The sequence below is a fragment of the Neptunicella marina genome (assembly GCF_014270035.1).
GTDB classification, from domain to species: Bacteria; Pseudomonadota; Gammaproteobacteria; order Enterobacterales; family Alteromonadaceae; genus Neptunicella; species Neptunicella marina.
Genome location: NZ_JACNEP010000020.1, coordinates 1 through 14,855, shown reverse-complemented (window position 1 = coordinate 14,855; position 14,855 = coordinate 1). Strand labels below are relative to the sequence as shown.

Genomic DNA, 14,855 nt, shown 5'->3' with positions numbered 1-14,855 from the left:
CAATCTTTGTTGTAGTTTAATTCATGCCCCAACTTATGCTGAATTTGGGGCATTTTTATGTGAACTGAGCAAAAATTGTAATTAGGTCTACCGAGCATAGAAGGAATCAAGGAGTGATTCGCAACTCTCTGAAATATTTATACCTGATACTTATATTGTTTTTAGTTATCGATAGTTTTGAGATGACTTCAAGAATTCAGTCTTGGGAGTATTTTACGTCGCTTATATTAAGCATGTTGCTTGGAGTTTTTTGGGGAGGATGGAAATTAGTTTCACAATTGCGTGCTTTTCCAGCAATTTGTATTGTCGTTATTGTGGCATTTTCTCTAATCGCTGGAGGAGTGCAAATGGAATACTATTTTGGCTCTGAGTTACGGTTTTACTTCTTTTCAGTAGGTTTCTATTTGCTTGTTTTTTCTCCATTTTATTTAAGGATTTATTTTTTATTTAAACAGAACACCAGCAACAAACTGTAAATTTGTCTGTTTTCATGTCGATTAATTAGGTTGAAAACGCGCAGAAATAATTACTCTAAGCTTAAAAAGTAATAAAAAATTTTTATTTATTCTTTCCGGTTATTCTCTTTCCTCTCTATCCTTCCGAATAGTTAACGGTAATAACAATAAATTCGGATTTTAGTTTCTATGTCTCAACAATCAGATGCAGTGGTCGCGCAAGGCTCTATGCTAAGTGAACCCCAGTGGAGTGCATTAAATCAACTGGCAGGTTCGCTCAATGCTCAACAACTTACCTGGGTAAGTGGTTATCTGGCAGGTTTGGCTCAGGCAGGGCAGGGCGCTACTGTTGTGCCCCAGGCACAATCGACTGCGCAGGCCACACTGACGATTTTATATGGTTCGCAAACGGGTAATGCCAAAGGCGTCGCCAGCGAATATTTGCAACAGGCGCAGGCGGCTGGGTTGCAAGCCAAATTAGTAAATATGGCGGATTACAAACCGCGTCAGATAAAAAGCGAAACTCATGTATTGGTTGTGGTGAGCACCCACGGTGAAGGTGATGCGCCTGACGATGCCATTGAATTGCATGAATTTATCGGCAGTAAAAAGGCCCCCAAATTAGATAACCTGCATTTCGCAGTTATTGGACTGGGTGACAGCAGTTATGAGTTTTTCTGCCAGACCGGTAAAGATTTTGAAAAACGCCTGAGTGATTTGGGCGCTAAACCTATATGCGATCGTCTGGACTGCGATGTGGACTATGACGATGCCGTGGCGGTTTGGACAAAGCAGCTTACAGATTTGATTCAGCCTCAGTTGACTGCCAGTGCAGCACCCGTTTTAGGTGGCGCTGCGCCTGTTACTGCAGGGGCTGCAAGTCAGTACAGTAAGAAAAATCCATTTAGTGCATCACTGATTGAAAGCTTAAAAATTACGGGGCGCGATTCGGTTAAGGATATTCGCCATATCGAATTATCGCTGGAAGACTCCGGTCTCACATACCAGCCGGGTGACGCGTTAGGTGTGTGGTTTACTAATGACCCGGATATGGTCAGTGACTTAATCCAGTTATTAGCTCTGGATGCCAGTGAAGAAGTGAGTGTGTCAAATCAGACTCAGACGCTGGCAACGGCATTAATTGAGCATCTGGAACTTACGCAAAGCTATCCCAAATTTGTAGAAGCCTATGCGGCTTTTGCAGGTAGCGATGTATTAAACGCGTTGCAGGAAGATAAAGCGGCGTTACGTGCGTTTTTAGCTGAACGTCAGATCATCGATATCGTGCGTGAATTCCCGGCTAAATTGTCTGCGCAGCAATTAGTTGATGGATTACGTGGCATTACACCACGTTTGTATTCTATCGCCTCAAGTCAGGCGGAAGTGGAAGACGAGGTGCATTTAACTGTAGCGTTGGTTGAATATGACGCACACGGTCAGCCGCATACCGGCGGCGCTTCTGGCTTTTTATCTAAGCGCGTGCAGGAAGGTGAGCCAGTAAAAGTGTTTATTGAACACAATGATAATTTCCGTTTACCACAAAATGGCGACACACCTGTGATTATGGTGGGGCCGGGTACTGGCATTGCGCCTTTCCGTGCGTTTATGCAGGAGCGTCAGGCTCAGGATGCTCAGGGCAAAAACTGGCTGTTTTTTGGTAACCCGAATTTCACTCAGGATTTTCTGTACCAGACTGAATGGCAGTCGCTGGTTAAAGATAAAGTGCTGGACAAAATCACCCTGGCATTTTCCCGCGACCAGGCTGAAAAAATTTATGTGCAACATCGTCTGCGCCAACATGGCAAAGAGGTGTTTGAATGGTTAGAGCAAGGTGCGCACTTTTATGTGTGTGGTGATGCAGATCGCATGGCCAAAGATGTTGAACAGGCTCTTATCGATATTGTTGCTGAACATGGCGCTAAGTCGCAGCAACAAGCTGAAGAATATATATCTGAATTGCGTAAAGCAAAACGCTACCAGAAGGACGTTTACTAATGAGTAACGAACAAGATACCTCAGTCAAACTCTCGGATAACGAGCGACTGAAGCGCGAGAGCCGAAATCTGCGCGGTACAATTGAACAAGATTTACAAGATGACTTAACCGGTGGTTTTACTGCGGATAATTTCCAGCTTATTCGTTTTCACGGTATGTACCAGCAGGATGATCGTGATATCCGTAATGAACGCACCAAGCAAAAGCTGGAGCCATTGCATAACCTGATGCTACGTGCACGTATGCCAGGTGGTATCATCAAACCGGATCAGTGGTTAGCCATCGATAAATTTGCTGGAGATCACACCATCTACGGCAGTATTCGTTTAACCACGCGTCAGACTTTCCAGTTCCACGGTGTATTGAAACCAGAACTGAAAAACATGCACCAAACATTGAGTAAAGTGGGGATCGATAGTATCGCCACCGCGGGCGACGTAAACCGTAACGTATTATGTACCTCGAATCCGGTTGAATCGGAAGTGCATCAGCAGGCGTATGAGTGGGCGAAAAAGATCAGTGAACATTTGCTGCCAAAAACCCGTGCATACGCTGAAATCTGGTTAGATGGCGAAAAAATCGAATCTACGGAACTGGAAGAAGAACCGATTTTAAGCGGTACTTATTTACCACGTAAATTCAAAACCACTGTTGTGATCCCACCACAAAATGATGTGGACGTGCACGCTAACGATCTGAATTTTGTGGCAATCGCTGAGAATGGTAAATTGGTTGGTTTTAATGTGTTAGTTGGCGGCGGTCTGGCCATGACCCATGGTGATAAAACCACTTACCCACGTAAAGCCAGCGACTTTGGATTTATCCCATTAGAAAACACCCTGGATGTTGCCGCAGCGGTAGTCACCACCCAACGTGACTGGGGAAATCGTAGTAACCGTAAAAATGCCAAAACCAAATACACCCTTGAACGTGTTGGTGTTGATGCGTTTAAACAGGAAGTGGAAAAACGCGCAGGTGTGACATTTGCGCCGAGCAAAGCCTACGAATTTACTGGCCGCGGCGACAGATTCGGCTGGGTTGAAGGTATTGACGGTAACTATCACCTGACCTTGTTTATTGAAAACGGCCGTATTTTAGATTATCCGGGCAAAACATTAAAAACCGGTTGCCGTGAAATCGCAAAAATTCACAAGGGTGATTTGCGTATGACAGCCAATCAGAATCTGATTGTTGCTGGTGTGGCGCCTGAAGATAAAGCACAAATAGAACAGCTCGCCAGAGAACATGGCCTGCTTAAGGATGACGTTTCTGCACAACGTTTAAATTCAATGGCGTGTGTATCTTTGCCTACCTGTCCGCTGGCGATGGCAGAAGCGGAACGTGTATTGCCTGAAATGGTAACTGACGTTGAAGGGTTGTTAGCAAAACATAATGTGGCAGATGAGAGCATTGTTTTTCGTGTTACCGGTTGTCCAAACGGTTGTGGCCGCGCCATGTTGGCCGAAGTCGGTTTAGTGGGTAAAGGCCCGGGTAAATACAACTTGCATCTGGGTGGTAACCGCGAAGGTACACGTATTCCACGTATGTATCGTGAGAATATTAGTGATGATCAGATTTTACAGGAGCTGGATGAACTTATCGCACGCTGGTCGCAAGAGCGCAATGCCGATGAAGGTTTTGGTGACTTTGTGATCCGTGCTGGCGTGATAGCACCGGTAATCGATTCAGCTAAGGATTTTTATGACGCAGCTAGCGTTTAAACCTAACACCTTTGAGAAAGTTCCATCAGCAGAGCTGGTGGAATTGAATCAGGAGTTAGAACAACTTACCGCACAAAAACGGGTGGAGTGGGCGTTAGAAAACCTGCCACACCAGTTTATGTTGTCGTCCAGTTTTGGGATTCAGGCGGCGGTGATGCTGCATATGGTGACGCAGCAGTATCCTGATATTCCGGTGGTGTTAACCGATACCGGGCATCTGTTTCCGGAAACCTATCAATTTATTGATCAGTTAACCGAGCGATTAAAACTTAATTTAAAGGTATACCGTGCGGATGTAAGTGCGGCCTGGCAACAGGCGCGCTTTGGTAATCTTTGGGAACAAGGGGTGGAAGGCATTAAGCGCTACAATCAAATCAACAAAGTTGAGCCGATGCAGCGCGCGATTGATGAGCTTCAGGTTAAAAGCTGGTTCGCCGGATTACGTCGTACGCAATCAGATACCCGTGAAAAGTTATCGGTGCTGCAACAGCTTGATCAACAGTTTAAAGTGTATCCAATCCTGGACTGGAGCAATAAGCAGGTACATTACTACTTGAAAGACCATGACTTGCCTTACCATCCGCTGTGGGAGCAAGGTTATGTTTCTGTGGGTGACTGGCACTCCAGTCGTCCACTGGAAGCGGGCATGTCGGAACAAGACACGCGTTTCTCGGGTTTAGTACGAGAGTGTGGATTACATGAATTTGGTGATGGCATTTAATTATAGCCATCACCATTGTTATTTTTTATTACTATTCACCTAAGGTATTAATTTAAAACAGTCGTTTACAGACTTTTTCATCTTTCATCCAGTAGCAAAAAAGCTGTTATTCCGTCTAGAATTATATTAGCTTATCCTAATTAATGTTCTGTTCATCAGGGTTCTTCCTGTTTAAAAAAACTGGTAGTTTTGAATGTCACAAAACGAATATGAGAATGACGAACTAGTCTTTTTTGAAGAAGATGACGCGCCGCCACAAAATCCTGTAAGCAAAGACGTGTGGAATTTACTCATTGTTGATGACGATGAAGAAATTCATTCGGTTACCAAACTGGCTTTGTCTGATCTGGAAGTTAACGGTAGACGGCTTAAGTTTCATCACGCCTATAGTGGTGCCGAATCCCTTGAGCTACTTAAAACAATGGGCAACGACATTGCTATTATCCTTCTCGATGTTGTCATGGAAACGGATGACGCGGGGTTAGTGATTGCCAAAACGTTGCGCGAAGAACTTAAACTCGAAGAGCCCCGTATTATTTTACGAACCGGTCAGCCTGGTTATGCGCCGGAAGAAAAAATCATTAAAGAATACGATATTAATGATTACAAAACCAAAACCGAACTAACCCGAAGCAAACTTGTTACTACCATTATTGCCTCAATTCGTGCATACCAGCATATTCAATCAATTAACCAAAGCCGCACCGGGTTAAATCAAATTATTAAGTCGGCTTCCAATTTACTCGAAGAGCACTCAGTTAAAGGCTATTGCGAAGGTGTGGTTACTCAGATTAGCTCTTTAATGGGCTTAAAAGCCGACAGCATTGTATGTGCCCGCGCTGGCAGTATGTTGGATAAAGATGATAACGGTGTGTATGTTTTAGGTGCCGCAGGGGAGTACGCCAGTTACATTAATCAAAAACTGGAAAATATGCATGATGGTAATATCGTTTACCATGTGATCCAGTGTTTGTTGCGTAAAGAGCATATTTATACTGAAGATTTCACTGTGTTGTACATGTGCAGCTCAGGCTATGAAGCTGCAGTATTTGTCGCTATCGGTAGTGAGAAAATTGACGATGTGCATCGTCAGTTGTTGGAAGTATTTTTATCCAGTGTGTCAGTGGGATATGAAAATGTTAACTTATTTCATGAACTCCGCACTGCGGCCTATCGGGATTATCTGACCAAACTTCCTAATCGTAATCAGTTTATTAATCGTCTGGATAATCTGGATGAGAAAATGCAGGCTACAGGCCAGATGGTAGTAGCTTTGGTCGATATTAATCATTTTGCAGATATTAATGACGGTCTTGGACAGGAAGTGGGTAACCAGATCCTGATTTCAGTTGCTGATTTGTTAAATGAAAAGCTAAGTGAAAAAGTCGAAAAAGGTCGTATTGGTGCTGACGTTTATGGTTTGGTTGGCCTGGAAAATGAAGTTAACCCTAAATATCTGAATGATATTTTTAAACAACACTTTACTGCTGGGGAGCACCGGTTGCTGCTTACGGTAACCATGGGGTTAACCCGGGTTCCTATCGATACTGAATCAACGGGGCTGGATTTTCTAAAACAAGCCAATATCGCGTTAAATCGTGCCAAACGCAATTCCGCCAGTAATTTCGAATATTATATTGGTGAAATGGAAGATCAGACATTCTGGCGACTGGCGATGATGCGCCAGCTTCGGACTGACTTTTCGGAGCGTCGTCTGCAACTTTGGTATCAGCCGCAAATTAGTCTTAAAACAGAGCAAATCATTGGTATGGAAGCGCTGTTGCGCTGGCCCACCAAAGATGGTGGATTTATTTCGCCTGCGGTATTTGTTCCACTGGCCGAATATACCGGTTTAATTGTTGAAATTGGTTTATGGGTGTTGGAAGAAGCTTGTATTCGCTTGAAAAACCTTAAAGAAGCAGGCATTGATGGTTTACGCATTGCGGTGAATATTTCTGTACCTCAGTTCCGTGATCCTAATTTTGTTAGCAAAGTTAAAAAAGTGATTACCCAAACCGGTATCGTTCCATCACAAATCGAACTGGAAATCACTGAAAGTGTGGCTATGGATGAACCTAATATCGTGGTTCAGGCATTAAAAGAGCTTAAAGATTTTGGGGTCTCAATTGCGATTGATGATTTTGGTACTGGTTTCTCGTCTATGTGTTACTTACAGCAACTTCCATTAGATCGTCTTAAAGTGGACCGGGCTTTTGTTAAAGATGTATGTGAACAGCGCAGTTCATTCTTCGCAGAAACAATTGTGACACTGGGTAAAAAACTGGGATTAGAAACCATCGCGGAAGGTATCGAAACCAAAGAACAAATGAGTTATATGCAATCTATCGGTTGTGATGAAGCTCAGGGTTATTTATACGCACAGCCCATGCCATACGAAGATTTAGTTACTTTTATCAAAGAATATCAAACCTCTGACTTTTTCTAATCGTTAGATAAGATTTTATCTATTTGCTGCCGCATTTGTGGCAGCAATTCCTGTTCAAACCACGGGTTTTTCTTTAACCAAATATTGTTGCGTGGTGAGGGATGCGGTAACGCAATAAATTGTGGTAGGTAGCTACGCCAGTTTTGTACTCGTTGGGTTAAGGTGTATTTATCCTGCAGATAATATTGTTGTGCGTACTGTCCAATTAACAGGGTTAGCTGGATGTCAGGCATTTGTTGCAGCAACTTCTTATGCCAGGTGGGCGCACATTTTGGAATAGGGGGTAAGTCACCTGATTTTCCTCTGCCCGGATAACAAAACCCCATCGGCATAATGGCAATATGCTTTTTATCGTAAAACTGTTCCTGCGTGACCTGTAACCAGCTGCGTAATCTGTCTCCGGATGCATCATTCCAGGGTGTGCCAGTCTGATGTACTTTGAGTCCTGGCGCCTGACCAATTATCAGTAGTTTTGCTGAAGAGGAAGCCTGGATAACAGGTTTGGGTATCAGAGGAAGTTGCTCACTGCACAATGTACAGCGTGCAACGTCTTCAAGTAAATGTTGCACTGGATTTAATCAAATATGCGGTTTAATCCGTTCAGGGCCGCAACACGATAGGCTTCTGCCATTGTAGGGTAATTAAAGGTCGTATTCACAAAGTAATCCATTGTGTTGCCTGCCCCTTGTTGTTGCATAATGGCCTGACCGATATGCACGATTTCCGATGCATTTTCACCAAAACAATGAATGCCGAGTACTGCTTTGGTTTCCCGGTGGAACAATATTTTTAAACTGCCTACCAGATTATTGGAAATTTGTGCCCGGGCTAAATGTTTGAATTGGGCGCGACCTACTTCATAAGGGATTTTCTGTGCAGTTAATTCCTGCTCATTTTTACCCACCGAGCTTATTTCCGGAATGGTATAAATACCGGTTGGGATATCTTCAATCAGGCGTGTATCGCATTTGCCATGTAGCATGGCTTCCGCTGCAAAGCGTCCCTGATTGTAAGCTGCTGATGCCAGGCTCGGATAACCAATCACATCACCAACGGCATAAATATTATCAATCTCCGTGCGGTAATTACTGTCCACTTTTACCTGTCCACGGGAATCTGGTTTAAGACCAACCGATTCGAGATTGAGCATATCTGTGTTACCGGTTCTGCCGTTGGCAAATAACAGACAGTCGGCTTTCATGCGTTTACCTGAGTCGAGCTCCATCACTACACAATCATCACGCCCTTCGACTTTAGAATAACATTCGTTGTGACGAATAACTGCACCGTTATTCCACAGGTGATAGCTCAGCGCATCAGAAATTTCTGCATCAAGGAAAGACAATAAGCGGTCACGCATATTGACCAGATCCACCTTGATTCCCAGGCCTCGGAATATAGAGGCGTATTCACTACCGATAACCCCGGCACCATAAATAATGATGTGTTTTGGTTCATGTTTGAGTGCCAAAATGGTATCGCTGTTATAAATTCGGGGATGAGAGAAATCGATATCTTTGGGGGTGTAAGGCCGTGAACCTGTCGCCAGTACAAATTTGTCGGCACTGACGGTCTCAAATGAACCGTCATTGCGTTTAATTTGAATATGATGCTGATCGATAAATGACGCTTCACCGTGGAAAACAGGTACATTATTCCGTTGGTAAAATCCGCCTCGTAACTGAGTTTGTTTACGAATGACGGCGCTGGCATGGTTGAGCATATCCTGAAAACTCAGGTTGCGGGTATGGTTATCGTTGAACAGGGAATTGGTATTATATTCAACCAGTCGACTAACCGATTGTCTCAGTGCTTTGGAAGGAATGGTTCCCCAGTGAGTGCATCCGCCGCCCACCAGCTCATAACGTTCGACCACGGCTACGCGTTTACCAGCTTTGGATAATTGCATCGCAGCACCTTCACCACCGGGGCCCGTGCCGATAACGATGGCATCAAATTGAAACTTTTCTGGCTTTTTAGCCGGGGATTTTTTGCTGCTCACTGCTTTCTCCAAAGTCTTTTAAAATCAGAAACTTGTTTTAGTTTAGCAGTGTTAGTCTGGCTGTGAATAGTCAAACAAAAAATAAAGCCCGCTGAGCGGGCTTTATTGGGGGATATAAACGGGATGCTTTTTAAGCAAATTGCATGGAGTTAAGTTTGCTCCATTTTTGCATTTGTAATTGTAAGTGCAATTTCATTTCCTGATATTTGTAATCAAGTTCCAGTTTTTCCAGCTCGCGTATTAGTTTACGTTTTTTAATGTCCATTAAACGCTTGCGAGTGGCATAATATTCACCGAGTTTATGCACCAGTAAATCATATTCATGTTGTAATTTGGCTAGTAGTTCGTCGGCATTGGGTAAATGGGCAATACGTTTAACTGAGGATTGCAATTCCATGGTAATACGCGCCTTAACAATACGCTCATCGGGGACTTTACGCAGGTTGCGGGTTAAGCCAATCAGGGAACAACCGTAAATAAGCCACTTGGTTGGGTCATAATGGAACCAGCGCACTCCATTTCGGTAGTCATGTTCAAAAATATGATGGAAGTTATGATAACCCTCCCCATAGGTCACGAATGCCAGAAATCCGTTATCTTTGGCGGTATTTTTATCTGTGTAGGTTTGTTTACCCCAGATATGCGCCAGTGAATTAATAAAAAAGGTAACATGATGGGAAATGACCAGACGTAATACCCCTGCCAGTAAAAACATGCCCCAGATATCGCCATTTAACCAACCCAGAAATACAGGTAAGCCAATATTCATTATCAGTACCAGCGGCAAATAATATTTGTGTTGCCACATGACAATTGGATCTTTTTGCAAGTCACGGCAGTTGGCATAGTCGCTGTAACGTTGTGCCTGATACTCACGCAACATCCAGCCAATATGCGAATACCAAAAACCACGTTTTGCTGAGTAGGGATCTTTGTCGTTGTCATCCACATGTTTGTGGTGAATACGATGGTCCGAAGACCAATGCAGAATACTGTTCTGCAGGGCAAATGCACCACCCAGGGCCAGTATGAAACGTAAAACAGGATGTGCTTCATAAGTTTTATGCGACCACAGCCTGTGGTAGCCCGCAGTAATCGACATGCCTGCAAAGCCTGTCAGCAGGATAAAACTTAATATTTCAAACCGGTCATATCCATTAACCAGTGCTTCGTAAGGAACCAGTGTAATTGCAGCTAATCCAGTTAAGCTGAATAGCAGTACATTGGTCAGAATGATAGGGGGTTTTTGCATTATTATTACTTTCAGCTTACAAGTGTGCGCTAATTTACCCGTTTGATAGTGGCAACTCAAGTCTAAATTAGCCTTAATCGGGCGTTTTTGGCTGGCTCCAGGACAACCAATTTGTTATAAACCAACAATTATCTCTCGCCCCGCTCTTAAAAACTCGCGGCTTTTTATTAACTTAGTCTGAAAATTGCACAGGATCGCAATGAATCGCAAAGAACAAAAGCTTAGAACCCGGCAAGCAATTATGGATGCCGCGTTCAGTTTGATGTCGGATCAGCGCAGTCTGGCAAGTATAAGTTTACGAGAAGTGGCTCGTGAGGCGGGCATCGCCCCCACATCCTTTTATCGACATTTTAAAGATATGGATGATTTGGGCTTAGTGCTGGTTGATGAGGCCGGTTTAGCGTTACGCCAGCTGATGCGTCAGGCGCGGGTTCGTATTGCGCACGGTGGTGATGTCATCCGTGTATCTGTGGATACTTTCATGGAATTTGTGGCAGCAAATGCCAATGCTTTCAGATTATTGTTACGCGAGCGTTCGGGAACATCTACTGCCTTTCGGGAAGCGGTGTCCCGTGAAATTAAACATTTCATTGAAGAGTTAACCGATTATGTGACGCGTCATACCGGCTTGCCACCTGATATCGCTTATCTGCAAGCTGAAGCTATGGTAAAACTGGTGTTTTCTGCTGGTGCCGAAGCGATTGATTTATCAGCTAAGAAGCGTAAAGAATTGGCGGAGCGGCTTATTGTGCAGTTGCGCTTTATCGGTTTTGGAGCTGCGGCGCACCACAGCTCCAGAGTTGCTGACTAAGCTTTAGTTAACCAAACCCCACATTCGGCGTGATGGGTGTACGGAAACTGATCAAATAAGGCAAAACGTGAAACCTGATGGGTCTGTGTTAACGTTTGTAAATTGTTAAACAGCGTATCCGGATTACAGGAAATATAGAGAATATTGTCATAACCCGACACAAGTTCCAGCGTATTATCATCTAAGCCCGCACGTGGCGGATCAACAAAAATCGTATTGCAACGGTAGCTATCTAAATCGATACCATCAAGGCGGCTAAAGGTTCTTTGTTTGTTGATGGCCTGAGTGAATTCTTCACTCGACATGCGAATAATATCCACATTTTCGATGTTGTTTCTGGCAATGTTAAATTGCGCAGCATTAACAGAGGATTTAGATATTTCGGTGGCCAGTACGCGGTTAAAGTTTTGTGCCAGTGGCAAGGTAAAGTTACCCGCACCACAATAAAGCTCAAGTAAATCGCTTTTGCTATCAGATGTGCAATCCAATGCCCATTCAATCATTTGGCAATTAACATTGGCATTAGGTTGAGTGAAGCTGTTTTCTATTTGTTTAAAGTCATAATTGCGCCCATTAATTGGCAAACTTTCTATTACGTAGTCTGAATCCAAAATGTGCTTTTGTTTTCGCGCACGGCCAATTATTTGCACATCATATTTTTCACGAAGTTTTGCTCGGATGTTACCTATCTCTGATAACCACTCGTCGTCCAGTTGTTTGTGATAAAGCAGTGAAATAACAGCTTGCCCACTTAAGCTGGTTAGGTAGTCAATTTGGAATAACTTTTGTCTGGCAATAGGGTTGGGCTTAAGAAGCTCAAGCAAATCCTGCATTAACTGATTAATCAACCTGGAGCCGGGAGGGAAATGATCAACCCGGTATTTAGATTTGCTCTGTTGATCAAACATGATGTGGTACAGATCGTCGCCTTCATGCCAAACGCGGAATTCTGCGCGTTGGCGGTAGTGCAGTGGCTCAGATCGAAAGATTTCAAGTTGTGTGTCGATTAATCCGGAAAATTGTTGTTGGATCTGTTCCGCCTTTTCATTTAGCAGTTGATCATATTGTGTTGGGTCGATTTCAGTCGGTCGCACCAGCTTCTCCCGGATTGTTTAAAAATTTCAGGGCGCGGATTGTAAAGGTTAACCGTCTTAGCGCCAAATTTTGTTTGTCGTTTTTTAGCTGAACTATTTTTAATTATGATTAATAAAAAAGACTAAATAACGTACAGCTTTAGCCGATAATAGAGTTGAGGTTAGTGAGGTCATAAATATGAATATTAGTGAAATAAAGGCGTTTTTGAATAAAACGCCAGCGACGGATCGTGCGCGTTCACAGGATACGTCCGCTCCGGCAATTCAAAAACAGGCTGGCCAACAGGCGTATGCCAGTCAGTTAATGCAAAGCTCAACGTTGTCAGTCAGCTCTACCAAATCGGTGGGAGTGAATGTACTGGCTTATTCTTATAACCGCTCTATCGAAATTGATCAGCAGTCACCTAAGTTACCTTTAGCTGATAATAAACAGAATAAAGGTCTGTTTGATTTTGAAGAGGTAGCCAAAAATGTGCTGACATTTGTGGGTGGTGCGTTAAAACACGCCAAAGCCAAAGGTATGTCTGATGAGGAATTAACCGGCATGTTTGAGCAAGCCAGAAATGGTGTGCTCAAAGGTGTAAATATGGCTAAGAAAGATTTGGCCGGTGTAATGAACGGTGAGATATCGGATGGCATTAAAAAAAGTCAGGATTTAATCGAACAAGGCATCCAGGATCTGGAAAAGCAGATTTTGGGTAAAGTGCCTGAGCAAACAACCGATGGCGTGCGGGTTGGAAGCGAGCTTAGTGTCAGTCAACAACAGAGCGGTGATATCACTATATATACCAAAGAAGGTGATGAAGTTCGTATTCGCTTTGAAAATGCGCAGCAGTTTAGTTTGAACCAGCAAATTATGTTGGCGGAGCAACAGCAGAAGCAAAAAGAGGCCGAGTCATCGCAAGGGAACAACGCCGATGCGACGAGTGAAAGCGTTGAAGCTGATAGTCCTGCTGCAACTGGGGCAGGAGAGTCTGAATCACCACAAAATGACAACTCAGAAAATGATGATGCTGCAGACAAAGCTAATGATGCTTCTGTTATTAGTGCACAAAGTCAGTATCAGTATTTTCAGCAAAGCGGATTTTCGTTTTCAGTTCAGGGCGATCTGAATGATGAAGAATTAAATGCAATTGCTAGTTTAGTGTCGGATACGCAAAAACTTGCCAGTGATTTTTATGCCGGTGACTTAGATAAAGCATTTGAGAAAGCAAAAAATCTGGGATTTGATGATACTACGCTAACGGGGTATAGCCTTAACCTAACCAGCATGAAACAAACTCAGATGATAAACACCTATGAAGCCGTGTCTCATTATGATGAAAGTGATAATCGTGCTGTGGGTGAGAACCTTAAACAGGTCAAACCGATCGCGGACTATCTGGAAGATATGATGGGAGTGATGCAACAAGCACAAACGTTATTGCAGGATAAAGATTCATTTGATGGATTGATTAATGGCATTGTTAATACTATGCCAGAGGTACATACACCTGATTTGATTGAAGCTATTACGCGATTTGAACAGTTTAACCAGAAACTATTAGATAATTTACCTGCTAACAAAACCCAGAATGAAAACAGCCCGCAATAAGCGGGCTGTTTTTTAGATTTAGCTTTCGGCTTTATCCTTCGCCATACGAACTTTTAATGTTCGCTCCTGAAACTCGGTATCATTTAAAGCCGCGATGGCTTTTTTAGCTGCGCCATTTTCTATTTCGACAAAACCATAACCTTTACGTTTACCTGTGCGTCGGTCTTTCATCAGACGAACAGAGTTAACTTTACCGAAATCATTAAATAATTCTGCGATGGCTTTTTCGTTTGCACGGTAGGGTAAGTTACCTACATATAATGTTTGCAGATCGTCGTTGGATTCTGCACCAGCACTCACTGAGTTTTGATTTTTCATTAATATAGAAGGTAAGGCACCTAAAATAACACCAATGGCAATCGCAGATGCTGCATCTAGGTTAATGGCTAATACAGAGACAAGGATGTAACAGATAATGCTAAGCACCAAGGTTGTGATGATTGTTAGTGCAAATGAAGACTTCATATATAACTACCTAAATAAAAACATATAAACAATGACAACGAAAAAGATGGTTGCCGTAAAAAATGCGTAAACACGCCTTATGTTACTGGTTTATTTGGGGATAGCAAGCCTATGTGATAAACAAAATGTACCAAGCAAAAAGCGGTTTTTTGGGGCTTTGAGGCTGTTTTTGTACAAAACCTGCGCAAACGGCCAAAAAGTTAAAAAAAAGGGTTGCGTGATTTTGTTAGATGCGTAGAATGCGCGCCACTTCGACGGGGAACGGCAACGGTCAGCGGCGAAGTTGAGATGACAAGAAA

The 14,855-nt window shown here is 43.3% G+C and carries 13 protein-coding genes; 7 read left to right on the top strand and 6 right to left on the bottom strand.

The genetic code is table 11. The annotated features are described in order from the left end of the window. The first annotated feature begins 113 nt into the window (after nt 1-113). The 5 genes from H8B19_RS16760 (at nt 114) to H8B19_RS16740 (ending at nt 7,338) form a co-directional block, all read left to right on the top strand. On the top strand, nt 114-476 hold the full coding sequence (locus tag H8B19_RS16760; RefSeq protein ID WP_186508103.1) for a hypothetical protein: 363 nt from the start codon (nt 114-116) through the stop codon (nt 474-476). A gap of 168 nt (nt 477-644) precedes the next feature. After that, nucleotides 645-2,450 (top strand): assimilatory sulfite reductase (NADPH) flavoprotein subunit, encoded by a 1,806-nt coding sequence (locus H8B19_RS16755; protein ID WP_186508101.1) that lies wholly within the window; start codon nt 645-647, stop codon nt 2,448-2,450. Then, nucleotides 2,450-4,171, top strand: coding sequence for an assimilatory sulfite reductase (NADPH) hemoprotein subunit (gene cysI, locus H8B19_RS16750; protein WP_186508099.1), 1,722 nt, complete (start codon nt 2,450-2,452; stop codon nt 4,169-4,171). The genes H8B19_RS16755 and cysI overlap by 1 nt, the downstream gene beginning before the upstream one ends. Beyond that, nucleotides 4,152-4,892, top strand: a complete 741-nt coding sequence (locus H8B19_RS16745) for a phosphoadenylyl-sulfate reductase (RefSeq protein ID WP_186508097.1) — start codon at nt 4,152-4,154, stop codon at nt 4,890-4,892. Before cysI ends, H8B19_RS16745 begins: the two co-directional genes overlap by 20 nt. Nucleotides 4,893-5,085: 193 nt before the next feature. Further along, on the top strand, nt 5,086-7,338 hold the full coding sequence (locus H8B19_RS16740; protein WP_186508095.1) for a bifunctional diguanylate cyclase/phosphodiesterase: 2,253 nt from the start codon (nt 5,086-5,088) through the stop codon (nt 7,336-7,338). On the opposite strand, the gene H8B19_RS16735 is transcribed toward H8B19_RS16740, so the two are convergent. The 3 genes from H8B19_RS16735 to H8B19_RS16725 all read right to left on the bottom strand — a co-directional run bounded on the left by H8B19_RS16735 (nt 7,335) and on the right by H8B19_RS16725 (nt 10,592). Beyond that, complete coding sequence (locus tag H8B19_RS16735) at nt 7,335-7,907, bottom strand: uracil-DNA glycosylase family protein (protein WP_186508093.1); 573 nt, start codon at nt 7,905-7,907, stop codon at nt 7,335-7,337. The genes H8B19_RS16740 and H8B19_RS16735 overlap by 4 nt on opposite strands. 5 nt (nt 7,908-7,912) lie before the next feature. Then, a complete protein-coding gene (sthA, locus tag H8B19_RS16730) occupies nt 7,913-9,340 on the bottom strand; it encodes a Si-specific NAD(P)(+) transhydrogenase (RefSeq protein WP_186508091.1) in 1,428 nt (475 codons plus the stop codon). Nucleotides 9,341-9,470: 130 nt separating this feature from the next. Beyond that, the gene (locus H8B19_RS16725) at nt 9,471-10,592 is read right to left on the bottom strand and encodes an acyl-CoA desaturase (RefSeq protein ID WP_186508089.1); all 1,122 of its coding nucleotides are present in this window, start codon (nt 10,590-10,592) and stop codon (nt 9,471-9,473) included. 199 nt (nt 10,593-10,791) lie between these two features. Between H8B19_RS16725 and fabR the strand changes: the two genes are divergently transcribed. Then, the gene (gene fabR, locus H8B19_RS16720; protein ID WP_186508087.1) at nt 10,792-11,403 is read left to right on the top strand and encodes an HTH-type transcriptional repressor FabR; all 612 of its coding nucleotides are present in this window, start codon (nt 10,792-10,794) and stop codon (nt 11,401-11,403) included. On the opposite strand, the gene trmA is transcribed toward fabR, so the two are convergent. Continuing rightward, a complete protein-coding gene (gene trmA / locus H8B19_RS16715; protein ID WP_186508085.1) occupies nt 11,400-12,497 on the bottom strand; it encodes a tRNA (uridine(54)-C5)-methyltransferase TrmA in 1,098 nt (365 codons plus the stop codon). The genes fabR and trmA overlap by 4 nt on opposite strands. Nucleotides 12,498-12,675: 178 nt before the next feature. Here trmA and H8B19_RS16710 point away from each other — a divergent pair, with 178 nt between their 5' ends. Beyond that, on the top strand, nt 12,676-14,091 hold the full coding sequence (locus tag H8B19_RS16710) for a DUF5610 domain-containing protein (RefSeq protein WP_186508083.1): 1,416 nt from the start codon (nt 12,676-12,678) through the stop codon (nt 14,089-14,091). A gap of 18 nt (nt 14,092-14,109) precedes the next feature. Here H8B19_RS16710 and H8B19_RS16705 read toward each other — a convergent pair whose 3' ends face one another. Both H8B19_RS16705 and H8B19_RS18905 read right to left on the bottom strand, forming a co-directional pair. After that, nucleotides 14,110-14,556 carry an RNA recognition motif domain-containing protein gene (locus H8B19_RS16705; RefSeq protein WP_186508081.1) on the bottom strand — a complete coding sequence of 149 codons (447 nt, stop codon included), beginning with the start codon at nt 14,554-14,556 and terminating at the stop codon, nt 14,110-14,112. Nucleotides 14,557-14,646: 90 nt separating this feature from the next. Continuing rightward, on the bottom strand, nt 14,647-14,855 hold a 209-nt coding region (locus H8B19_RS18905; protein ID WP_206683204.1), incomplete at its 5' end, for a hypothetical protein.